Genomic DNA, 23,429 nt, shown 5'->3' with positions numbered 1-23,429 from the left:
GGATCAGTCCTCGAGGGAGAGGGCTTCGCTCGGACAGGCGGCCACGGCCTCGGCCGCTTCCGCCTCCTTGCCCTCCATGACGGTGTCGGTGTGCAGGGTCAACTGCCCGTCCTGGTCCACCTCGAATACGTCCGGCATGATGGATTCGCACATGCCGATTCCTTGGCAGCGATTCCAGTCGACCACGATTCGCATCCCATCCTCCATTCGGGTCTGTCGATCGAGTGCAGTGGTCGAGGCAACTCCTCACCCCATTTCCAGCGCGATGTTTCCGACGAAGTCCTTGCGCATGAAGTGTTGCTGTGCTCTGACGAATTCGGCCAGCGGATAGGTGTGCGCGAGCAGTGGCCGGAGGGAGCCGTTCTCAATCAATTCGACCAGCCGGGAGAAATCTTCATGCGAGCCGAAGGACGAACCGATGAGTTCGATCTGCTTGAGGTAGAGCCTCCGCAGATCGAGTTCGACGAGCGGGCCGGCGATGGCCCCGGCGGTCACATACCGGCCGAGCGGGCGGATGATCTCGTCGAGCAGCTCACGCAAGAGCGGGCCTCCCACCACATCGGCGACGACGTCGACCGGTCCGGCGGCACGCAGCTCGTCGCGGGTCAGCACGGTGTCCGCGCCGAGCCGGGCGACCTGCTCCACCTTTCCCGGCGAGGTCACGGCGACGGTCCGCGCGCCGCGCACCCGGCACAGCTGGACGAGCGCGGACCCGACCCCGCCGGACGCTCCGGTGATCAGAGTCGTCTCTCCCCGCGTCACCCGCGCGCGTTCGAGCATTCTGAGCGCCGTGAGGTACGCGGTGGGGAAGGTGGCGAGTTCCGCGTCGCCGCATCGCCTTTCGATCCGGTGCGCGTTACTCGCGGGCACGGCCACGAATTCGGCGTATCCACCGTCGATCTCGCTGCCCAGATACCGCGGCCGGACCAGCTCGCGCTCACCGCCCGTGTAGACCATCGGATCGATCAGGACGCGTTCTCCCCGGCGGGAGTCCGGCACGCCGAAGCCGGCTTCGTGGATATGGCCGGCCACGTCCGCGCCTTGGATCCGGGGGAACGAGATCGGCTCGCCCGACCAGCCGGTGGGCTCGTCGCCAGCGCTGTAGGCCCCCTGGCGCGTCCACACGTCGGTGTTGTTGAGGCATGCGGCCGCGACGCGCACCACCACCTCGTCCGCGGCGGGACGTGGGTCTGGCAGGTCGTCGCGGTACTCCACCTTGTCGAGCCCGCCGAATCCGGTCAGCACGACACCGCGCATGTCAGTCCCTCCGGTGGGCGGCGACGATGGGCGCGGGCGTGTCGGACGCACCGTCCGGCTTCGTCCCCGGCCGCACGAGTGATCCGAGGAGCCCGACGGCGGCGCACGCGTAGAACGCGGTGACACCGCCCGCGGCGTCGGTCAGGGCCCCGGCCAGCGGCGCCCCCACCGTCTGTCCGACCGCGATCATCATGAACGAGACACCCACGCCGAACGACGCGCGTTCGGGGTAGAGCGAGGTGCTCCAGAGCAGCACCAGACCGCACAAGCCCACATAGGCCGCGCCGAAGACCCCGCCGGCGAGGAACGCGACCGGAGCCGACGCCGGCGCGAGTCCGAGGAGGGCGGTGGCGCCACCGATGGCGATCATGACCATCGTCCACGACCGGGCGAGGCCGGAACGCGCGATCAGATCGCCGCTGAGCGCGCCGACGAACCCGGCCGCGCCGAGCACCGTCCACATCGAGGTGGACACCACCGGTCCGGCGCCGCCCTCGCTGGTGATCAGGTCACGGCCGAACGTCCACATGGCCACGCTGCTCAGGCCCATGAGGAACGCACCGAGGAGGAGGAGCGCCGTTCCCGGGACGAACCCGCGCTCACCGGCCGGACCGCGGCCCTCCGACGTGGTGTGCGGGACGGTCAGCCAGATCCACAGCGTGACCGCGGCAGCGAGCAGGGAGAAGACGCCCCACGCCCATCGCCACTGGTCGATGAGCACCAGGGCTATGGGCCCGGACACCAGAACACCGATCCCGGTGCCCGCGTTGACCACGCTCTGTGCACGGTCCCGGACCCCTTCGCGCACCCAGCGGCTGACGGCCGCGGCCATCGGAGGCGAGGCGATCCCGGTGCTCGATCCCGCGACGAGCACGCCTGCGGCCAGGACGAGGGACGATGGCGCCAGTGCCACCGTCGCCGTCCCGATCGTCGCCACCACGCCCGCGCCGACCCCGACCCGCCGGGCGCCGACCCGCTCGGTCAGAATCAGGCTGAGGACGATCGCCACGCAGTAGCCGATATAGCTACCGGAGCCGATGATCCCCGAAATCGTCGATGAGATGGCGAAGGTCTCGTTGAACTCGGGTGCGAACAGCCCGTAGGCGAAACGGGCGAATCCATAGCAGGTGCCGATCAGTGCCGTGCCCGCGCAGACCATGCCCCACCGGCCGCGAAACCCTCCCGAGCTCTCGCGGAGCATGGAGATCGACCCCCTTGTTCCCTGTTTTGTTCCCTGCTACTTCCGCAGGACCCAGTAGGTGGCGCCTTCCTCGTCGATGTAGGGCCCGTCGTCGTCGGCCTTCAGCAATTCGAGTTTGCCGTCGCCGACGAGTTCGTCCACATGCTGTGTGAATCGTGATTCGCGCAGGTAACTGTTCCTAGTGCTGATCACCAGAAACGCGCCGGCGCGGGCGGGTGCGACGATGTGGTCGAGCGCCTCGGCCTCGACGTGCCCGACGGTGAACACTCCGCAGCAGGTCACCAGGTCGTAGTGCTCGTCCTCCACGCAGTCGATGGGCTCGCTGAGGTCCACGCCGCCGACGAGGTTCCGGTAGAACCCGGTGGCCTGGGCCTTCTCGACCATCGGCCGGCTGAGGTCGACCCCGTCCACCGCGCCGAAGCCGGACCTGGCCAGCTCGGCGCCGACCAGGCCGGTGCCGCAGCCCGCGTCCAGCACGGTGACGTCGGAAGGCTCCATCCCGGCGTCGGCGACGGCCGCCGCGGCCAGATGCGCGGTGAAGGCGGGGCCGACGTATCCTTCGGCTGAAACGTCGGCATCATAGGTTTCCGCCCAGTCCTGGTAGTAGGCGTCCAGGGCGCTCACATCGCCGGAGAGCGCATGTGATGCCTTGATGTTCTCCAGACTGACGTCGTGATTCGCATCGATGTCCGTGGACTTGAAGGACGCGCCGCTCATGGGTTCCTTTCGCGATGGGAGTGGACGCTGAACTCGTCAGGACACCAGCGTCGTCTTGGCCTCGCCAGGCAGGCCCACATGTGTCCTGATGAGTGTCTGGAACGCGTTGATATTGCGCTCCATCTCTCGGGAGAGCAGCGGGTGGGGGAAGGCCGGTGACTGCATTCCCGCATGCATCCGCTGGATGATCTCCCAATCCTCGTCGTTGACCTGTTTCCAGTTGTCCAGGGTCTGCCTGCGGTGCGGTGCGTACTCCTCCGCGTAGGCGCCCTCTTCGCCGACGAAATAGAAATTGAGGTGCTCGATCGTCCGTCCCGCGCTGATGGGTTCCAGAATCCAGGCGAAGAGGTGATCGGGCATGACGCCGATCAGGAAGGTCGGGTACACGCTGAAGTACTCGGCGCGCACGGTGTCCGCGCCGCCTTTGAGGGGCCACTTGGGCAGGCTCAGACCGTTGATGGAGTCGGGCTCGTAAAGACCGGTGCCGATGCCCATCAGCCGGTCGCTCAGCTTCACCTGGTAGCGCTGGGAGAACGGCGAGTAGGTGTTCAGGGTCTTGTGGATGAAGGGGACGTGGTAGCTCTCGAGGAAGTTCTCCACGATGAGCTTCCAGTTGGCCTTGAAGTCATAGGTCAGCGAGGCCCCGTGCCTCATGACGCTGAGATCATAATCGGCCCAGCGTGCCCGGAGTTCGGCGATGGAGTTCTCGAACGGCTCGGGCATCGCGGAGAAATTGACGAAGACGAAGTCCAGCCACTCGGTCACGGCTATCTGCTTGAGCCCCAGCTTGTTCTGCTGGCGGTCCGGCAGCTCCGTGGCGTTGACGCCGGCGAAATGCTTCGTCCAGGCCAGCTCGCCGCCGAGCTTGTAGGTCCACGCGTGGTAAGGGCACACGATCGTCTTCTGGCCCTTTTGCGGTTCGCACACCAACTGGCTGCCGCGATGGCTGCAGACGTTGTGGAATGCCTTGAGCGATCCGTCCTCATCGCGGACGACGAATATCGGTACGCCCTGCACCATGGCCGGGACGACGTCGCCGGGTTCGGCGACGTCGCGCACGAACGCGGCGAACATCCAGGACACGCTGAACAGCCGCCTGTTCTCGACGCCCAGGTACTCCTCACTCGTGTAGGCGTCCTTGGGCAGAATCGCGAACTCGCTCATCTCGCTCGGGTCGGATTCGGCGGTGACGACCGACCTGCCGACGCCGACCGCATCCGTTCCGGGCGCATCGGCTGCTTCGTCTCCGTACAGGTTCTCACCAGGTCGGGGGCCGGACACCTCGGACATGAAAAGTCACTCCAGACCGAATAACGAGTGTTCGTTCCATCTTTTCGCGCGGAACCGACACGGCTCGCCAGCGGCCGGTAGACATTTCGATGCTGTGTGATGCCGTCCCCGTGTGTCAACCCGCGCCTGTGGCGCGGCCATCAAGAATTGCGCTCCCACCTGCACGGATAAAATTTCAAAGAGACCGTCGGCGTCATGCGGTGACGCGTCAGGCCAGTGTTCAAGCCCGGTCCGGAGCATGATGCAAAACTTGTTGTGGATGTGACTGCTCGGCAATCTGAGACTGGATGAGCGGATTTTCCGGCGCAGCAAGCAGCAGAGACTCCGGCCCTTGCCGTGGGCGTCTGGATCGAGCAGGTCGATGCCATGTTTAGGTCGTGATGGCGGGGTACGGGCGGATGGCGCGGAACTGTTCGGCCCGGTAATGGCAATAGCGGTATGAATGCTGCGGCAATGCGGCCATGCAGGTCGTCGGCGAGGAGGCCGACGACCTAAGCCCATGGATGCGGGTAGATTCGGGGCATGAACGTTCGGCCGACTCTTGAGGACATCCGGCGTGCGCCGAAGGTGCTGCTGCACGACCACCTGGACGGTGGGGTGCGGCCCGGGACCGTGGCGGATCTTGCGCGTGAGTCCGGGTATGGCGAACTGCCGTCCATGGACGCCGACAACCTGCGGGCGTGGTTCGAGGAGTCGGCGAACTCGGGCTCGCTGGAGCGGTACCTGGAGACGTTCTCGCACACCGTCGGGGTGATGCAATCCGTCGAGGCCCTGACGCGGGTCGCGTACGAGTGCGCGGAGGACCTGGCGAAGGACGGCGTCGTCTACGCGGAGGTCCGGTACGCGCCGGAGCAGCATCTGCGGGCCGGGCTGTCGCTGGAGCAGGTCGTCGAGGCCGTCCTGGACGGGTTCGCGCAAGGCGGCCGCGAGCACGGGATCCGGGTCGGGACGCTCGTCACGGCGATGCGGCACCAGGCGCGGAGCATGGAGATCGCGGAGCTGGCCGTCCGGTACCGGGACGCGGGCGTCGTCGGGTTCGACATCGCGGGCGCCGAGGCCGGGTACCCGCCGACCAGGCATCTGGACGCGTTCGAGTACCTGCAGCGGGAGAACGCGCACTTCACCATCCACGCGGGCGAGGGGTTCGGGCTGCCGTCGATCTGGCAGGCGATCCAGTGGTGCGGCGCCGACCGGCTCGGCCACGGCGTGCGGATCATCGACGACATCGAGGTGGACGGCGACGAGCCCAGGCTCGGGCGGCTCGCCGACTACGTCCGGGACAAGCGGATCCCGCTGGAGATGTGCCCCACGTCCAACATCCAGACGGGCGCGGCGAAGTCGATCGCGGAGCATCCGATCGGGCTGCTGCGGCGGCTGAGCTTCCGCGTCACCGTGAACACCGACAACCGGCTGATGAGCGGGACGACGCTGTCCAACGAGTTCGCGAAGCTCGTCGAGGCGTTCGACTACGGCTGGGACGACCTGCAGTGGTTCACGGTGAACGCGATGAAGTCGGCGTTCGCGCCGTTCACCGAGCGGCTCGAACTGATCAACGGGGTGATCAAGCCCGGTTTCGCGCAGCTCAAGTGGAGCGGCGCCCGGCCCCTGGCATGATCGAGCCATGGTGACCATTCGTTCCACCGGCGGCCGGGTCGCGGCGTACGCGTGGCTGGCGTTCGCCGCGCTCAACCTCGCCGACCTGCTGTTCGGCATCACCGGAGACGCGAGCTACACGCCGATGACGTTCGGCATCGGCGTCCTGCTGCTGCTCGGCTCCGGGGTCGCGTACGCGGTCGGGCTGCGGCCCGCGATCATCGGGGACGACGACGCCGTCACGATCCGGAACCCGCTGCGGGACGTCCGGGCGCCGTGGGCCGCGGTCCGGCGGATCGAGGGCACCAACGCCGTGACGGTGCGGTTCACCGGCCCGGACGGGGCGGAGCTGGAGTCGCGGGCCTGGGTGCACCAGACGTCGCCGCGCGCTCAAGCGAAGGCGGAGGCGCGGGCGCGGAAGGAAGCGACCAAGCAGCAGGAGTTCGACCTGCGGGGACGGACGCCGGCCGCGTTCGCGGCGCAGCAGCTGAACGAGATCCGCGACCGGCAGCGTCCGAGGACGAAGTCGGGCGCGCCTGACCGGGCCGCCGCCGCGAAGGAGGCGGCGGACGAGTCGGCCAAGGGGACGGTGACGTGGTCGGTTCCGGCGCTGGCGGCGCTGGGCGTCCCGCTGGCGCTGCTGGTCGTGATCGTGATCGTGGGGGCGGTCAGCTGAGGACCGCGGAGACGGCTTCGCGGAGGGCGTCCAGCTCGGATGCGGCGCGTGCGCGTGCCGTCGCGATGTCGCCGTGGACGGGTTGGACGACTTCCAAGTAACACTTGAGTTTGGGTTCGGTCCCGGATGGGCGGATGACGACGCGCGAGCCTGTGGCCAGGCGGAATCGCAGGCCGTCGGTGGGCGGCAGGCCGTCCGAGGGGCTGGCCAGGTCGTCGAACGATTCGACCGTGTGTCCGGCCAGGTCGGTCGGGGGAGCGGCGCGTAGGCGGGTCATCGTGGTGGTGATCAGGGAGGGGTCGTCCACCCGGATGGAGAGCTGCGCGGTGGCGTGCAGGCCGTACCGGCGGGCCTGGTCGTCGAGGAGGTCGAGGAGCGTGCGGCCGTCGCGGCGGGCCCGGGCGGCGAGGGCGGCGACGGCGATGGCGGCGGTGATGCCGTCCTTGTCGTTGACGAGCACCCCGTGGTCGTCGCCGACGCTGTAGCCGAGGGCCTCCTCGTAGCCGAACACCAGCCGGTCGGACGGGCCGCCGGCGCGCATGATCCATTTGAAGCCGGTCAGCGATTCGGCGAACCGGACGCCGTGCGCGGCGGCGATCGAACCCAGCAGCGACGACGACACGATCGTGGTGGCGATCAGGCGGTCGTGCCCGGTGGTGTGGTGCAGGACGTGCTCGGCGAGCAACCCGCCGACCTCGTCCCCGGTCAGCACGCGCCAGCCGCCGGCGTCGGGGACGGCCACGGCGCAGCGGTCGGCGTCGGGGTCGTTGGCGATGACCAGATCGGCGCCGCATTCGCGGGCGAGCGCGAGGGCCAGGTCGAGCGCGCCGGGTTCCTCGGGGTTGGGGAAGGCGACGGTCGGGAAGTCGGGATCGGGGTCGGCCTGTTCGGCGACGACGGCGGGGGCGGCGAATCCGGCGCGGTCGAACGCCGCGAGGAGGACGTCGCGTCCGACCCCGTGCAGGGGCGTGTAGACGATCGACAGGCTCGGGTCGGGGGTGCCGAGGTGCAGGGACGACACCGCGTCCAGGTAGAGGTCTGCGCCTTGGTGGACGGGCCAGGCGGTGCCGAGCGGTAGTTCGTCCACGCGGCCGACGGCATCGATCGCGGCGGAGATCTCGGTGTCGGTGGGCGGGACGATCTGCGCCCCGTCGGCCCAGTACACCTTGTAGCCGTTGTCGCGGGGCGGGTTGTGGCTGGCCGTCACCATCACCCCCGCCACGACGTCATCAAATGCGCGGGTGAAATGCGCCAGGACGGGCGTCGGCACCGGCTCGGCGAACACCTCGGGCCGCAGCCCGGCGCCGCTGAGCACCGCGGCCGTGTCGTCGGCGAACCGCCGTGAGCCGTGCCGGGCGTCGAAGCCGACGATCACCCGGCCGCCGGGCGGCAGGCAGGCGGCCAGCCCTGCGGCCGCGCGCATCACCGTGACCCGGTTCATCCGGTTGGGTCCGGCGCCGAGTTCGCCGCGCAGCCCGGCCGTGCCGAACTCCAGCCGGGCGCCGAACCGGTCGGCCAGGGCCGCGTCGTCGCCGCCGTCCAGGATGGCGCGGAGTTCGGCGCGGGTCTCAGGGTCGGGGTCTTGGGCCAGCCATTCCTCGGCGGCGCGGCGCAGGTCGCTCACAGTTTCGCCAGGACGGTGGCCAGGAGGGCGCCCATGCGTCCGGCGGAGGCGCGTCCGGCGGCCAGGACCTCTTCGTGGTCGAGGGGCTCGCCGGCCAGCCCGGCCGCGATGTTGGTGACCAGGGAGATGCCCAGCACGTCGGCGCCGCCGCGGCGGGCTTCGATGGTCTCCAGGACGGTGGACATGCCGATCAGGTCCGCGCCGAGGGTGCGCAGCATCCGGATCTCGGCGGGTGTCTCATAGGTCGGGCCGCGGAACGCCGCGTACACGCCTTCGGCCAGTGTCGGGTCGACCTCTTTGGCCAGGGTCCGCAGCCGTCCGGAGTAGGCCTCGGTCAGATCGAGGAAGGTCGCGCCGGTGAGGGGGTTGGCGCCTGACAGGTTCAGGTGGTCGCAGATCAGCACCGGGTCGCCGACCTTCTGGTGTTCGGGCCGCAGGCCGCCCGCCGCGTTGGTGAGCACCATCGTCGTGACTCCGGCGGCCAGGGCGGTGCGGACGGGGTGGACGACCGCGTCGACGCCGTGTCCCTCGTACAGGTGCGTCCGGCCCAGGAACACCAGCGCCCGGCGTCCGGCGACTTCCACCACCCGCACGCGTCCCGCGTGCCCTTCCGCGGCCGGTGGCGCGAAGCCCGGCAGCTCGGTGACCAGCACATCGGTAGACGGCTGGCCGAGCGCGTCGGCGGCCGGGACCCAGCCCGAACCCATCACCAAAGCGACGTCGAAGGAGTCGGCGGACGCGCGAGCGCGCAACTCGTCCGCGGCAGCCCGCGCCAGCGCAAAAGCGTCGTTGCTCACGTCGCCGACACTACCGGCGCGGATCGACCGGCTAGTCGCCCAGGGACGCGCACGGACGGGTCCGCAGGGCCTTCACGTAGTCGTCGGGCGCGCCCGCCTTCTCCGCCGCGTCCGCGAGGATGCCGAGGTAGCGCGCGGACGGGAGCCCGCCCTCGTAGTCGTCCAGGACGTACATCCAGCACAGCACGTCGCCGTCCAGCGTCTGCACCCGGACCCTGATCTTGCGGTAGACGCCGAGCGCGGCGCCCTCCCAGGCGTCGAGCTCCTTCTCGTCCCAGGCGGGCACGTCGTAGTAGACGACGAAGACCTGCTCGAACCGGTCCTCGACGACGGTCGCGAGGGCGCCGTCCCAGCCCTTGTCCTGCCCCCCGAAGGTCAGCCGCCAGCCGGCCAGCCAGCCGGTGCCGCGCATGGGCGAGTGCGGAGCCCGGCTCGCCATCTGGTCGGGATCCATGTTGGAGGCGTACGCCGCGTACAGTGCCACGTTGGCCAAGGTTACGCCACATGCCCTTACGGGCCGGGAGGAAGGCCGTATCGGCATCGGCGCGCTCCGTGAAACCGGTCCACGACGGGACTTTTCATCGCCGTGAGTAGGAAACAATGGAAGATGTGACCCGAATCGTGATCATCGGAGGAGGGCCGGGGGGCTACGAGGCCGCGCTGGTCGCGGCGCAGCTCGGCGCCGACGTGACCGTCGTCGAACGGGACGGCCCCGGCGGCGCGTGCGTGCTCACCGACTGCGTGCCGTCCAAGACGCTCATCGCCACCTCGACCCGCATCGCGGTGATGTCGGAGTCGGAGGGCCTCGGCGTGCGCTTCAACGGCGGCCCGGACGGGATCGTCGGCGCGCTGGAGGCCGACATGACCACCGTCAACAGGCGCGTGAAAGACCTCGCGCGCGCCCAGTCGTTCGACGTCGCCGAGCGGCTCGCCTACGAGGACGTCAAGATCGTCCGGGGCGAGGCGCGGCTGGTGGAGCCGCATGTCGTCGCGGTCGGCGACCGGCGGATCCCCGCCGACAACGTGCTGATCGCGACGGGCGCGACGCCGCGCGTCCTGCCCGGCGCGGAGCCGGACGGCGAGCGCATCCTGAACTGGCGCCAGCTCTACGACCTGCCGGAACTGCCCGAGGACCTGATCGTCGTCGGGTCCGGCGTGACGGGCGCCGAGTTCGCGGGGGCCTACCTGTCGCTCGGGTCGAAGGTGACGCTGGTGTCGTCGCGCGACCGGATCCTGCCGACGGAGGACGCCGACGCCGCCGCCGTCCTGCAGGAGGTGTTCCTGCGGCGCGGGATGAACGTCATGTCGCGGTCCAGGGCCGCCGGCGTGGAGCGGTCGGGGAGCGGCGTGATCGTCACGCTGGAGGACGGGACGAAGATCGAGGGCAGCCACTGCCTCATGACCGTCGGGATGATCCCGAACACCGCAGGCATGGGCCTGGAGGACGTCGGCGTCCGCTGCGACCCGCGCGGGTTCGTCGAGGTCGACAAGGTGTCGCGGACGTCCGTCCCGCACATCTACGCGTCCGGCGACTGCACCGGCGTGCTGATGCTGGCGTCGGTCGCCGGGATGCAGGGCCGCATCGCGATGTGGCACGCGCTGGGGGAGGCGGTGCAGCCGCTCAAGCTCGGCTGGGTCGCGTCCAACATCTTCACCGACCCGGAGGTCGCGTCGGTCGGCGTGACGCAGCGGATGGTCGACTCCGGCGACGTCAACGCCCGGACGGTCATGCTGCCGCTGTTCACCAACGCGCGGGCCAAGATGCAGGGCTTCGAGGACGGTTTCGTGAAGCTGTTCTGCCGTCCGGCCACGGGGATCGTGCTCGGCGGCGTCATCGTGGCGCCGCGGGCGAGCGAGCTGATCCTGGGCGTGTCGATGGCCGTCCAGCAGCACCTGACCGTCGACCAGGTGGCGCACACGTTCGCGGTGTACCCGTCGCTGTCGGGCAGCATCACGGAGGCGTCCCGGCGGCTGATGGCCGAGCACGCCTACTAGGCGCGCCCGGCCACCCCCGCGTCAGAAGTAGCGCAGCGCCACGTACGCCCACGCCATCACGGTGCTCACGACCGTGATGCCGATCCCGTAGCGGGTGAACTGCCAGAAGCTGATCGGGTGACCGGTCCTGGCGGCGATGCCGATCGCGACGACGTTGGCGCTCGCGGCGACCGCCGTCCCGTTCCCGCCGAAGTCGGCGCCGAGCGCGAACGACCACCACAGCGCGTCCGCGGTCTGCGGGTCGGCGCCCTCGGCCATCCCCTCCACGATCGGCGCCATCGTCGCCGTGTACGGGATGTTGTCGAAGAACGCGCCGAGCACGGCGGACCCGAACACCAGGCTGGTGGCGGCGGCGAAGTAGTTGTCGCCGATCGCGTCCGCGGCCCATTCGCCGATGCCCTCGATGACGCCGGTGTGCCCGAGGCCCGCGACCATCACGAACAGGCCCATGAAGAACACCAGGACGCCCCATTCGACCTCCTTGAGGACGTCCGCCACCTCGACCTTCGTGACCAGCAGCATGACGCCCGCACCGACCAGCGCCACGATCGACGGCTCCACGTGCAGCACCGAGTGCAGCGAGAACCCGACGATGATCAGCCCGAGGACGATCAGGCACCGCGCCAGCAGCCCGTGGTCGGTGATGGCCTTGCGCTCGTCCAGCGCCATCACCTCGTCCACGTACCGCTCGTCGTAGGTGAACGCCTTGCGGAAGATCCACCGCGACATCACCACGAACGTGACGAAGATGATCATCACGATCGGGGTCATGTGCACGAGGAAGTCGTTGAACGTGAGCCCCGCGCGGCTGCCGATGATGATGTTCGGCGGGTCGCCGATCAGGGTGGCGGCGCCGCCGATGTTGGACGCCAGCACCTCCGCGATCAGATACGGCTGGGCCGGGATGCGCAGCCGGTCGCAGACCACCACCGTCACCGGCGCCACCAGCATGATCGTGGTGACGTTGTCCAGGAACGGCGACGCCACGGCGGTGATGGCCATCAGCATCACCAGCAGCCGGTACGGCCTGCCCTTCGACCGCTTCGCCGCCCAGATCGCCAGGTACTCGAACAGCCCGGTGCCCTTGATCACACCGACGACGATCATCATGCCGAGCAGCAGGAAGATGACGTTCCAGTCGATCCCCTCGTGCTCGGAGAAGAAGACCTCGCCGCCGGAGGTCAGCCCGAGCACCGTCATCGCACCGGCCGCGATCAGGACGACCTTGACCTTGTCGGCCTTCTCCGTCGCGATGAAGAAGAACGCGACGACGAAGATCCCGAGCGCTACGGCAGCGCTCACCGCACGCCCCTATGCGCACGGGACCGCCGGGTCAGCCGTCGTCCGGCCTGGCCAGCGCCAGCGCGGACAGCAGCCGGTCGAGCGTGATCGCGCCCGCCAGGAGCCCGGCGTCGTCCACCACGGCGACGAGCGGGCTGCGCTGGCGCGCCATCAGCGTGGCGAGCTCCAGCAGCGTCGCGGACGCCTTGACGATCACCGGGCGGGGAGTGTGCGTTCCGAGGCAGTCGCCGACCGTCCTGTCGCGGAGCTCGTGCCAGAAGACGTCGGCGTGCGCCTCGTCCACGGCCCGGCTCAACGCGGGGTCCTCCTGGTAGGCGGCGGGCACCGCGAGCCGGAGCACCTGCGTGCCCGGCAGCACGACCCGGGGCCGCTGCTCCTCGTCGATCACGATCAGCCCGGGCAGGCGGCCGAGCGCCATGACCTGGATCGCGTGGGCGATCGGGTCGTCCGACGTCACGGTCGGCACCTGTACGGCGATGTCCCGCGCTTGCATCCTGACGGTGTCCTTCCGGCTCCCGGAGAGCCTTGCTCCTCGCGCTGATAGATCCCTCCTCCTGACGCCGGGGAACGGCCCGTCGCAGGACGGCCGCCGTCGCGCCGTGAGCGGGGGACGGCGTGCGCCGCTGAATCGCTGAGACATGCGTCCGCCCCTTTCTGCGTACGCTGTCCAGTCTTTGCGGCGGCGGCCCGCGCCGATATCGGGTCCGGGCCCCATATCGGCGGGGAGGGATCATGTATCTGCAGGTGGCGGGAATCTCCCGCGGTGTCCCGAGCCTAGGATGAGGACGAGACCGGAGGTGATCGGGTGCACACGCGCGAGTCCGCCACCCGGATTCTGCTGGCCGACGACCACGCGCTGGTGCGCCGCGGGCTCCGCCTGATCCTGGACGCCGAACCCGACCTGACCGTGGTCGCCGAGGCCGCCGACGGCGCCGAGGCGATCGACGCCTGCGCGGGCGGCGGCGTCGACCTCGCGATCCTCGACATCGCGATGCCGCGCATGACGGGCCTGCAGGCCGCGCGGGAGATCTCGCGGCGGTTCCCATCCGTGCGGACGCTGATCCTCTCGATGTACGACAACGAGCAGTACCTGTTCGAGGCGCTGAAGGCGGGCGCGTCCGGGTACGTGCTGAAGTCCGTCGCCGACCGGGACCTGCTCAGCGCCGTCCGCTCCGCGATGCGGGACGAGCCGTTCCTGTACCCGGCGGCCGTGACCGCGCTGATCCGCGAATACCTGGCCCGGGACCGGGACGGCGACGCCCCCGACAGCGTCCTCACCCCGCGCGAGGAGGAGATCATCAAGCTGGTCGCGGAGGGGTACTCGTCCAAGCGGATCGCGGAGACGCTCACGATCAGCGTGAAGACGGTCGACCGGCATCGCGCGAACATCCTCGGCAAGCTCGGCATGCGCGACCGGCTGGAGCTGACCAAGTACGCCATCCGCGTCGGCCTCGTCGAGCCCTGATCTACGGCACGGCCCGGCGTGCGCCGGACGGCGGGATGACCAGCCTGACCTCGGTGCCCGTGCCGCCGCTTCCGGACGGGCCGATCGTGAGCTGCGCGCCGATGAGCATCGCCCGTTCCCGCATCCCATGGATCCCGGCGCCGACCTCCGTGGGCGGGCCCGAGCCGTCGTCCACGACCCGCAGGACGACGCGGCCGTCGTCGTCCTGCGCCAGCGACAGCTCCGCGTTCCGTGCACCGGAATGCCGCCACACGTTCGTCAGGCCCTCCTGCGCGATCCGGTAGATCACCAGCTCGGCGTCCGCGCCGAGACCCTCCAGCCCGGTCTGGACGCGGCGCGTCACGCGCGGCCCGCCCGCCTCCGAGAAGTCGGCGGCGAGCGCGGTGAGCGCGCTGGTCAGGCCGAGATCGTCTAGGACCCCCGGACGCAGCCGCCGCGCCACCTGGCGCACCTCGTCCAGGCTCGACCGGACGGTCTCCTGCACGCCGCGCAGCTCCTCCGCCACCTCTTCCGGCGCCCGGTTCACCACCGACTTCAGCTCCAGCAGCACGACCGTGAGGCTCTGCCCGATCTCGTCGTGCAGCTCCTGCGCGATGCGGCGGCGCTCGGCCTCCTGCGCGTCCAGGACCACGGCGGTGCTGGTGCTGCGGTCGGCCTCCAGCCGGTCCAGCATCGCGTTGAACTGGTCGACCAGGTGGAACAGGTCGCCGTTGCGTCCGGTCGCCAGCCGGTCGCCCGAGCGCAGCGAGTCGAGCCGCGCCATCAGCGCGGTGAGCCCCTCCAGCGGCGCCAGGCTGGCGCGCAGCAGCACCGCGTTCGCCGCCATCATCACGGCGAGCCCCACCACCAGCACGGGCAGCTCCCGCAGCAGGACGAACGACGACACGGTGACGGGCGCGACCGCCAGCGCCACCGTGCCCGCCGCGAAGATCAGCCCGTTGATTCCGAGGATGCGCCAGTACAGCGCCGACGCGGGTGTCCTGCTCATAGGTCCACGTCACCGCATGACGTCGGCGTTTGTCCATGCGGGACACCCCGCGCCCGCCTGCACGATGGGCCCCGCGCGTTATGGGCACCCGGCCCGATGGCGGCGCCCCTCCCCATCGCCGACGGTGGAGGAGAGCGCAGCCGCGACCGAGCCGGAGGTGGGGCAGATGGACGTTCTCGGCGCGGCCCTCGTGGTCCTGGGGCTGGGCGCGATCGTCGTCGTGGCGTCGGGCGACCTTGCCCGCGCTGCTGGAGACCAGCGACGATCCCGAACTGGTCGGGCACGTCGACAAGGCGGTGCGACCCTGGGGACTGGCCGCCGGGCTCGTGGCCGTCGTCCCGCACGACGCGGTGATCCCCGTCGTGCGGGACGACGGTCAGAAGCCGCCGAAGTCGCCGCCGCCGCCGAGCCCCCCGCCGAAGTCGCCGCCGCCGAAGTCCCAGCCGCCGCCGACGTCGCCTTCCGCGCCGGCGCCCGCTGCGTCGCCGCCGTAGCCGCCGCCCCAGCCGCCGCTCATCATCGAGCCGAGCATGGTGCCGATCATCATGCCGCTGAGCAGGTCGATCCCGCCGTAGCCGTAGTAGTAGCCGCCCGCGTAGGGGCCGTAGGCGGGGCCGGCGTCCCAGTACGGCCGCCGGGTACCGCCGGACGGCACCATGCGGACGTCCGGGTCCGTCCCCTTAAGGACGGCCTCCGCATCCGCCGCGCACGCCGGGACGGAACGCTCGACACCGCCGGGCGGCGCCCACGTCACGTCCTCCACGGACGGTCCGTGCTGCGGGTTGAAGAAGCACGGCGCACGCCGCTCCGGCACCGGCTCGTCGGCGAGCCGGGCGCGCGTCGCGGTCATGTAGTAGCGGCCGTCCTCCAGCGCGGTCGTGACGGCCTGCATGTCCTGCGGCTTGGCTGCGCGCGCCGTCTCCCGCTTGGCCTCGTCGTAGGAGTTCATGGCGTGCTCGTAGTCGGCGCGGGTGTCGGGGTCGAGGCCCTTGTCCATGACGTCGAGGTCGAGGCGGGCGATGTCCTCGCCGAGCAGCGTCACGTCCTCCTCGACGCCGGCCTTGAGGTCGGCCATCTGCCGGGCCTCGCGGTCGAGGCGCCGCTTGCGCACGACGAGGAACCCGCCGGCGCCCACCGCGACGACCATGAGCAGGACGCCGAGCGTCACGTACATGCCGATCGCGCTGGACCGGGCCTTGTCGTCGACCTTCTGCTCCGCGAGGCCGCCGAACTGGATCAGCCGGTCCTTCAGCGGCGTGCCGTTCGTGCGGGTGACGAGCTGGTTGATCTCCTCCTTGTCGAGCTTCTTGGAGATCGCGCCCATGCGGCTGCCGTCGGCGGTGACGGCGACGTACGTCCCGCCCTTGCCGACGCGCTCCGCGACGGCCGGGAGCATCTGCCCGACCTCGCTCTTGGTGACGCCGTTCCCGACGACGACGGCGCGGATGTCGGCGTCCCGGTCGCCGCCGAGGGCCGACGTGATCTCGTTCCGGTCGGACGGGGACAGCACGTTCCCCGCCTCGCTCGTCACGTACAGCCGCGAGTCGATCAGGCCCTTCGCGATCTGCCCGACGTTGTCATAACGGCCGGTCGTCTGCGTCGCGGTGGTCTGCGTGGTGGTCTGCGCTGCGGCGGGCTGCGCCTGGGCGGCCTGCGCGGGGGCGGTGAAGGCGAACGCCGGCAGGGCGACGGCGGCGACGATCGCCGAGACGGCGCCCCGGCGTGCCGCCCGGATGGCCCGGTGGTCGGTGCTCATGCCTCCAGTCTGCCCATATAGGGGCAGAATGCGTCCTCCGGCAGACGGATTTCGTGCAGGCCGTTCTGGGGTCAGCTGTCCTTGATCTCGCAGATGACGGCGCCGGCGGAGACGGTCTGGCCGACCTCGGCGGACAGGCCGGTGAGCGTCCCGGCCTTGTGCGCCGTGATCGGCTGCTCCATCTTCATGGCCTCCAGCACGACCACGGTGTCGCCGGCCGCCACCGTCGCGCCGTCCTCGACGACGATCTTGACGATGGTGCCCTGCATCGGGCTGACCAGGGAGTCGCCGGACGCCTGCGCGCCGCCGCCCTTCTTGCCGCCGCGCCGCCGCGCGGGCTGCGCCGCCCCGGCGGCCCCGCCCGGCAGGGCGCCGAGACCCGCGGGCAGGACGACCTCGATACGCCGCCCGCCGACCTCGACGGTGACGCGCTCCCGCTCGCCCTCCTCCGCCTCGTCGCCCGCGGCGGGCGTCTCGTACGGCGGGATCCGGTTGTCGAACTCGGTCTCTATCCACCGGGTGTGGACGGAGAACGGCGTCGCGTCGTCGGAAGGGACGAACGCCGGATCGTCCAGGACCGCGCGGTGGAACGGCAGCACGGTCGGCATCCCGTCGATCACGAACTCCGCCAGCGCGCGGCACGCCCGCTCGACGGCCTGCCGCCGCGTCGCGCCCGTCACGATCAGCTTGGCGATCAGGGAGTCGAACGCCTGCGGGACGGTCTGCCCCGCCTCGTAGCCGGTGTCCAGGCGGACGCCGGGGCCGGTCGGCGGCTCCCACGCGGTGAGCGTCCCGACGGCGGGGAGGAACCCGCGGCCCGCGTCCTCGGCGTTCAGCCGGAACTCGATCGAGTGCCCGCGCAGTTCGGGGTCGCCGTAGCCGAGCTCCTCGCCGTCGGCGATGCGGAACATCTCCCGGACGAGGTCCACCCCGGCGACCTCCTCGGTGACGGGGTGCTCGACCTGGAGGCGGGTGTTGACCTCCAGGAAGGAGATCGTCCCGTCCTGGCCGACGAGGAACTCGCACGTTCCGGCGCCGACGTACCCGGCCTCTTTGAGGATGGCCTTGGACGAGCGGTAGAGCAGTTCGACCTGCTCGTCCGACAGGTACGGCGCCGGGGCCTCCTCGACGAGCTTCTGGTGCCGCCGCTGCAGCGAGCAGTCGCGGGTGGACACCACGACCACGTTGCCGTGCTTGTCGGCGAGGCACTGCGTCTCCACGTGCCGCGGCTTGTCGAGATACCGCTCCACGAAGCACTCGCCGCGCCCGAACGCGCCGACGGCCTCGCGGACGGCGGACTCGTACATGTCCGGGACCTCGTCCAGCGTCCGGGCGACCTTCAGGCCGCGCCCGCCGCCGCCGTACGCGGCCTTGATCGCGATCGGCAGCCCGTGCTCCTCGGCGAACGCGACGACCTCGTCCGCGCCGGACACCGGGTCCTTGGTCCCGGCGACCAGCGGCGCGCCGACCTTCTGGGCGATGTGCCTGGCCTGCACCTTGTCGCCGAGCGCGGTGATCGCGGCGGGCGGCGGGCCGATCCACGTCAGCCCGGCGTCCTGCACGGCCTTGGCGAAGTCGGCGTTCTCCGCGAGGAACCCGTAGCCGGGGTGGACGGCGTCCGCGCCCGATTCGGCGGCGACCTTCAGCAGCTTCTCGATGCTCAGGTAGCTGTCGGCGGCGGTCTGCCCGCCGAGGGTGAACGCCTCGTCGGCGACCTGAACGTGCAGGGCGTCCAGATCGGGCTCCGCGTACACCGCGACGCTGGCCAGCCCGGCGTCCCGGCAGGCACGGGCTATGCGGACCGCGATCTCGCCGCGGTTGGCGATCAGGACCTTGCGCACGTGGGTCTCCTCCCTCACAACCTCACGCAGTCTAGATAATCGCCGTTCCGCGGTTTCGTAAGCCCCTCCCCAAGAGCGCACATCTAAGGGTGCGTAGGGGGTCCGCATCGGCAAGCGTCTCCCCGGCGGCGGTGGCGTGCGTCCGCTCGGCCTCCGGGGGCGTCGGGTGGACGGGCCGGACGGCCGACCCTGCTGATCGCCGTCCGTGACGGCGCGGCTCCCATTTCTTTATGACACTTGACGACGAGTCACTATGTGCGTCACAAGGCGTGCGCGGCACCGCCTGGAAGGCGCATGTGGCCACATCCGGACACGCCCACATGGGCGGAAAGGCCCCCTAACGCAGGCCGATCCGCCGTTCGGCACTGGATCGATGTGATCGTCCCGGCGTAGGCTGTCGCCATTCTTTCGGCGCCGCCTGGAAACGTTCCAGCGTTGCGAGGCGAAAGGCCGGGACCGCGACTCCCGGCGGAACGATCGAGGCGGACGCCGGTCGACGCCTCCATGAGCCGCGGGTCCCGGCCCATCCCCCCGAGGTCGGGACCCGCACCCGCCGTCCCTGGTGAATGCGTGATCAGTCCGCGCCGGCCGGAGGCGGGAGGGCCACCTGCACCTGGGTGGCGGCGCCCGCGGCGATGAACAGGCCGCGGCCGGTGGGGCCGCCCAGCGGGGCGTTGCGGGGAAGGCGCAGGCCGAAGAGGTCGCCGTCGTCCGGGGACTCGACCGACAGCAGGACGCCCGACCGGGAACGGCGGGCCTCGGTGAGGAAGCCGCGGCGGCCGCCCGCCAGGTCGGCCGTGGCGCCGCCGACGACGACGGCGTGCGCGCCGTCGCGGGCGGTGCGCAGGACGTCGCGGAGGGCGTCGTCCAGGCCGGTCCGGTCGAGGAGTTCGGCGTCGTCCACGACCACGGCGTAGCGGTGCTCGTCGCCGATGGCGGCGGCGAGGTCGGCCGGGCCGGCGCCGGACGTCAGCAGCCCGAGGACGCCCGGATGCCCCGACAGCAGGCGCAGCGGCGAGCGGCGCGGCGTGACCAGCACGACGGGGACGAGGCCGCCGCCGACCGCGGGGTCCAGCAGCGAGTGGACGATCGTCCGCAGCGTGGTGGAGCGGCCGGAGCGCGGCGGGCCCGCGACGGTGAAGCCCGGCCCGTCGTTGAGCAGGTCGACGCCCACGGGCGCGAGGGTGTCGCCGCCGACGCCGACGAGCGCCCACAGCGCGGACGGGGCGAGGAACTCGCGCTCCAGCGACATCGCCTCGCGGTAGGTGACGCGGTCGGGAAGCTCGTCCACGCGCAGGGGGCGCCGGCGGCGGGGCAGGCGGCCGTAGCGGGACACGCAGGTGCGGGCGATCTCCTGGAGCGCGGCGCCCTGCGCGGCGCCGGACGGGTCGTCCGCCAGCAGCCCGATCTGCGACTCGCGCGGCGGGGCGTCCGGCCCGGCCGGTTCGAGGGCGCGGCCGGGCGGCATGGCGGTGGGGACCTGCCTGTCCTTGAGGCCGCCGTAGCCGTAGTCGTCCGGGTCGTCCATGCGCAGGAGGAGGCGGCGGCCGAAGGCGGCGGAGATCTGCCCGCCGAGGCCGGAGCGGTCGCCGGTGACCACGGCGCGCAGGCCCACGGCGGCGCCCTCGTCCAGGAGCCGGATCGTCTCGTCGACGAGGCGGCCCTGGTCGTAGTGCTCGAACGCGCCGAGGAACACCTCCCAGCCGTCGAGCAGCAGCACCATCCAGGGGAGGCGGTCGGTGGCGGCGACGGAGGCGCGCTGCTCGGCGAGGGACGCGAAGCCCGCCTCGGCGAGCACCCGCCGGCGCCGCGCGGTCTCGGCGGTGAGCGCGGTGAGGAGCCGGTCGCAGCGGTCGAGCCGGTCGCGGGCGACGACCGCGCCGCAGTGCGGGAGGGACGTCAGCGGCAGCAGCGCGTTCGCGCCGCAGTCGATGGCGTACAGGTGCGCGTCGTAGGGGGAGCAGGCGGCGGCGAGGGACCCGGCGATCGTCCGCAGGGCGGTGGAGCGGCCCGATCGGACGGACCCGGCGATGTACAGGTGGCCTCCGGACGTGAGATCCAGGGCCAGATCCTCGCGGGACTGGACGGCGGGCAGGTCGGTCACGCCGAACGGGATCGGCGGGACGTCCACGACGGAGCCGCCCGCGGCGTTCCGGGGCGTCAGCGTGAACCGCTCCGGCAGCGGGTTCAGCCACGGCGACGGCTCCCGCACGATGCCCGCGCGGCGGGCGGCCTCGTCGATCGCCTGGACGAGAACGCCGAGGTCGGTGGCGTCGTCGTCCGCTCCCAGGGCCTTGCGGGGGTCGGGCAGCGGGTGTCCGAGGCTCTGCCAGGGGAGCGGGACGACGGTGGCTCCGCGTCCGGCGGCCCCGGCCCCGGATCGGCGGCCGCTGACCCGCGCCACCTGGACGGCCCGCGGCGGCGACCCGCCAGAGCGGATGTAGCAGCGTCCAGGGGTGGACTTGGAGATCTGCGCGGCTTCCGGTGAACCGAGGACCTCGGTGGACTCGTCCGGGCCGGTGACGCGCAGCGCGATCCGCACGTCGGCGTCGGCGGCGATTCCGGCGGCCCCGGCGGGACGCCTGGTGGCGAGGACCAGATGGACGCCGAGGGGCCGCCCGCGCCGCCCGATGTCGACCAGGCCCGTCACGAACTCGGGCACGTCGGCGGCCATCGCGGCGAACTCGTCCACGGCCAGGACGAGACGCGGCACGGGCGCCAGATCGGGCCTCCCGCGACGCAGCCGGTCGTAGCCGTCGATGTCCTTCACGCCCGCGTCGAGCAGGACGTCCTCCCGGCGCCGGAGTTCGGCGGAGAGCGACTCCAGCGCGCGTTCGGCGGCGTGCCCGTCGTCCAGGCCGGTGACCACGCCGACCGTGTGGGGGAGGCGGGCGCACTCCCCGAACCTGGCGCCGCCGTCGGTGCCGATCAGGACGAACGTCATCTCGTCGGGACGGTTCGCGGCGGCGAGGGACGCGATGAGCGTCCGCAGCAGTTCCGACGTGCCCGCGCCCGCGGCTCCCGCGACGAGGGCGTGCGGCCCGTCCGCGCGCAGGTCGAGCTCGTACGGCAGGCGTGAGGTGCCGGCGCCGATGGGGACGCGGGCCGTCCGGCCTCCCGTGCGCGTCCACGTCCGGAGGATGTGGTCGGCCGTGGGCTCCGGCATGTCGAGGACGTCCAGAAGCCGCACGTCCGCCGGGACCGGGTCTGCGGCGGCCTCGCGCGGCACGTCCCGGACGGGCGCCAGTGCACGCGCCACCCGGTCGGTCCAGGTGGGCGAGACCTGGTCGGCCAGGACGGGGAAGTCGTATCCCGGGCCCCGGAGGCGGACCGTCGCGGGGTTCTGCGGGTCCCACACGGCCGCGGCACGGCATTCCTCGGGGAGCAGGCGCTCGTCGTCGTCCACGCAGATGCCGTACAGGCCGAACTCGGCGCCGCGCGACAGGAGCATCGGCATCCCGGGTATGCGGCGCAGGGTGCGCGCCCCGTCCAGCACGATCAGGATGTCGTAGGGGACCGGTTCCGCCTGGTCGGCGGCGCGCCGCCGCTCGGTGAGGCGGATCGCCAGCTCGGTGACGCGGTGCGCGGCCGATTCGGGGTCGGTGCCGACGAGAGCGACGCAGTCCTCGCCCTCGCGGGGCGCGCAGTGCGGCAGCCACCGCACCCAGTTCCACTCGTCCCCGGCGTCCCGGTCGGCGGCCAGGACGACGATGGCCAGGTCGCGGGGGCTGTGCAGCACGGCGGCCTGCGCGACCGTCCACCGGGCCAGCGCGCGGGACGCGCGGCGCGGACCGGCCACCCCGACGACGCCCAGCTCGGCCAGCGGCACCGTCACCGGCACCAACCTGGCGTCCACGGGCGGAAGGCGGGCGGTGTCGCCGGTGAACTCGATCCGGGCGGGCAGGTCGGCGAGGCCGATCCGCAGCTGCAGGACGTCGGGGTCGCCGCGGCGGCGCTCCCACAGCCGCCGCCGGGGCCCGGTCGCGGTGAGCAGGATCTCCGCCGGGTCGGGATGCAGGGCGCGCCGTTCGGCCTCGTCCTCGCGGCGCAGCCGTTCCAGTTCGGCGTCGAACTCGGCGGACCTGCGGCCGAACTCCTTCAGGGACCTGCGTCCGAACACCCGGAGCCGATCGAGCGGCCCCTGCTCGGGACGCTCCGGGACGTCCAGCCTCCTGACATGGAACACGGGTCGCGGGCGGGGCGGCCGGTCGAACGCGAGGCCGCCCTCCGGCAGGGGCTCCAGGTGGGCGTCGGGCGCGCCGCTCGGACCGAGCGCCAGGACGCTGGAGCCCACCCGCAGCCGGCCGCCCGCCGGCCAGATCGCGGTCGCGGCCAGCGGCGTCCCGTCCAGTTCGGCGGCGCCTCGCATCGTCGGCTCGGACGCCTCGACCTGGACGGTCTCCCGCCCGACCGTGAGCCGCAGCGACCGCGCCGGGACGGACGGATCGTCCAGCACCACGTCCACGTCCCGGCCGGACCCGATCGTGCTGACCCCGAGGCCGAGCCGGTGCACCGATCCGGCCGCCGGGCCGCCGACGACCCGCACCTCGACCAGCCCGGTCGGCTCGGCGAGGACGGTGGCGGCGGCGCCGCGCCGCTCGACCGCGACGACCGCGCCGTCCCGCAGCTCCTTGACGGCGAGGGCCTCCGGGTCGAGCATCCGCCCGTCCATCCACAGGGCCCGCCGCGGACGTCCCGCGCGGCCTCCCGACCTCAGCAGCTCGTCCGGCCTCGGCAGCTCGCCGGTGTCCAGGAGGGCGTCGTTGGCCAGGCGGTGAGTCCGGCCGTCGAGGAGGGCGGTGAGCGACTGCGCGACGCCGTCCACGGTGGCCTCGGAGTCGACGTCCATCACGACATCGCGCGGTCCCGCGCCCGTGAGTGCCGTGAACGAGATCCGCATTCCGTGCCCTCCGATGCCGTCAGGACA

At 71.5% G+C, this 23,429-nt stretch carries 18 protein-coding genes; 4 read left to right on the top strand and 14 right to left on the bottom strand.

Features of this window, described 5'->3' with window-relative positions:
• Positions 1-3 precede the first annotated feature (3 nt).
• The 5 genes from E1287_RS08970 to E1287_RS08950 all read right to left on the bottom strand — a co-directional run bounded on the left by E1287_RS08970 (position 4) and on the right by E1287_RS08950 (position 4,465).
• Positions 4-195 (bottom strand): ferredoxin, encoded by a 192-nt coding sequence (locus E1287_RS08970; RefSeq protein ID WP_131964390.1) that lies wholly within the window; start codon positions 193-195, stop codon positions 4-6.
• A gap of 51 nt (positions 196-246) precedes the next feature.
• Positions 247-1,161 carry a zinc-binding dehydrogenase gene (locus E1287_RS08965; RefSeq protein WP_207934092.1) on the bottom strand — a complete coding sequence of 305 codons (915 nt, stop codon included), beginning with the start codon at positions 1,159-1,161 and terminating at the stop codon, positions 247-249.
• A gap of 97 nt (positions 1,162-1,258) precedes the next feature.
• Positions 1,259-2,458, bottom strand: a complete 1,200-nt coding sequence (locus tag E1287_RS08960) for an MFS transporter (RefSeq protein WP_131964388.1) — start codon at positions 2,456-2,458, stop codon at positions 1,259-1,261.
• Between the two features lie 36 nt (positions 2,459-2,494).
• Entirely contained in the window at positions 2,495-3,175 is a 681-nt protein-coding gene (locus E1287_RS08955; RefSeq protein ID WP_131964387.1) for a class I SAM-dependent methyltransferase, read from the bottom strand.
• A 36-nt stretch (positions 3,176-3,211) separates the two neighbouring features.
• A complete protein-coding gene (locus tag E1287_RS08950; RefSeq protein WP_131964386.1) occupies positions 3,212-4,465 on the bottom strand; it encodes an aromatic ring-hydroxylating dioxygenase subunit alpha in 1,254 nt (417 codons plus the stop codon).
• 522 nt (positions 4,466-4,987) lie between these two features.
• On the opposite strand from E1287_RS08950, the gene E1287_RS08945 reads away from it, so the two are divergent.
• On the top strand, positions 4,988-6,079 hold the full coding sequence (locus E1287_RS08945) for an adenosine deaminase (RefSeq protein ID WP_131964385.1): 1,092 nt from the start codon (positions 4,988-4,990) through the stop codon (positions 6,077-6,079).
• Between the two features lie 7 nt (positions 6,080-6,086).
• Positions 6,087-6,734: a PH domain-containing protein gene (locus tag E1287_RS08940; RefSeq protein ID WP_131964384.1), complete on the top strand. Its 648-nt coding sequence runs from the start codon at positions 6,087-6,089 to the stop codon at positions 6,732-6,734.
• Here E1287_RS08940 and E1287_RS08935 read toward each other — a convergent pair.
• From E1287_RS08935 to E1287_RS08925, 3 genes are read right to left on the bottom strand one after another with little or no spacing between them, the layout of a single operon-like run.
• Positions 6,727-8,358, bottom strand: a complete 1,632-nt coding sequence (locus E1287_RS08935) for a phospho-sugar mutase (protein ID WP_131964383.1) — start codon at positions 8,356-8,358, stop codon at positions 6,727-6,729. The two genes, E1287_RS08940 and E1287_RS08935, sit on opposite strands and share 8 nt — an antisense overlap.
• A complete protein-coding gene (locus E1287_RS08930; RefSeq protein ID WP_207934091.1) occupies positions 8,355-9,155 on the bottom strand; it encodes a purine-nucleoside phosphorylase in 801 nt (266 codons plus the stop codon). Before E1287_RS08930 ends, E1287_RS08935 begins: the two co-directional genes overlap by 4 nt.
• A 31-nt stretch (positions 9,156-9,186) precedes the next feature.
• Positions 9,187-9,639: a gamma-glutamylcyclotransferase gene (locus E1287_RS08925; protein WP_207934090.1), complete on the bottom strand. Its 453-nt coding sequence runs from the start codon at positions 9,637-9,639 to the stop codon at positions 9,187-9,189.
• 125 nt (positions 9,640-9,764) lie between these two features.
• Between E1287_RS08925 and E1287_RS08920 the strand changes: the two genes are divergently transcribed.
• A complete protein-coding gene (locus E1287_RS08920) occupies positions 9,765-11,150 on the top strand; it encodes an NAD(P)H-quinone dehydrogenase (protein WP_131964380.1) in 1,386 nt (461 codons plus the stop codon).
• 21 nt (positions 11,151-11,171) lie between these two features.
• On the opposite strand, the gene E1287_RS08915 is transcribed toward E1287_RS08920, so the two are convergent.
• Complete coding sequence (locus tag E1287_RS08915; RefSeq protein WP_131964379.1) at positions 11,172-12,452, bottom strand: ArsB/NhaD family transporter; 1,281 nt, start codon at positions 12,450-12,452, stop codon at positions 11,172-11,174.
• 31 nt (positions 12,453-12,483) lie between these two features.
• Positions 12,484-12,945 (bottom strand): CBS domain-containing protein, encoded by a 462-nt coding sequence (locus E1287_RS08910; protein WP_131964378.1) that lies wholly within the window; start codon positions 12,943-12,945, stop codon positions 12,484-12,486.
• Between the two features lie 312 nt (positions 12,946-13,257).
• Between E1287_RS08910 and E1287_RS08905 the strand changes: the two genes are divergently transcribed.
• The gene (locus E1287_RS08905) at positions 13,258-13,917 is read left to right on the top strand and encodes a response regulator transcription factor (protein ID WP_131964377.1); all 660 of its coding nucleotides are present in this window, start codon (positions 13,258-13,260) and stop codon (positions 13,915-13,917) included.
• A 1-nt stretch (position 13,918) separates the two neighbouring features.
• Here the strand turns inward: E1287_RS08905 and E1287_RS08900 are convergent, their stop codons facing one another.
• The 4 genes from E1287_RS08900 to E1287_RS08885 all read right to left on the bottom strand — a co-directional run bounded on the left by E1287_RS08900 (position 13,919) and on the right by E1287_RS08885 (position 23,402).
• A complete protein-coding gene (locus E1287_RS08900; protein WP_131964376.1) occupies positions 13,919-14,905 on the bottom strand; it encodes a sensor histidine kinase in 987 nt (328 codons plus the stop codon).
• 376 nt (positions 14,906-15,281) lie between these two features.
• Entirely contained in the window at positions 15,282-16,661 is a 1,380-nt protein-coding gene (locus E1287_RS08895; protein ID WP_131964375.1) for a hypothetical protein, read from the bottom strand.
• Between the two features lie 71 nt (positions 16,662-16,732).
• Positions 16,733-18,502 (bottom strand): biotin carboxylase N-terminal domain-containing protein, encoded by a 1,770-nt coding sequence (locus E1287_RS08890; protein ID WP_131964374.1) that lies wholly within the window; start codon positions 18,500-18,502, stop codon positions 16,733-16,735.
• A gap of 574 nt (positions 18,503-19,076) precedes the next feature.
• Positions 19,077-23,402 carry an FtsK/SpoIIIE domain-containing protein gene (locus E1287_RS08885; protein ID WP_131964373.1) on the bottom strand — a complete coding sequence of 1,442 codons (4,326 nt, stop codon included), beginning with the start codon at positions 23,400-23,402 and terminating at the stop codon, positions 19,077-19,079.
• Positions 23,403-23,429 lie beyond the last annotated feature (27 nt).

Source organism: Actinomadura sp. KC06 (assembly GCF_004348735.1).
Lineage (GTDB): Bacteria > Actinomycetota > Actinomycetes > Streptosporangiales > Streptosporangiaceae > Spirillospora.
Note: the sequence above shows the minus strand (reverse complement) of the source record. Positions and strands in the feature narration are given on the sequence as shown.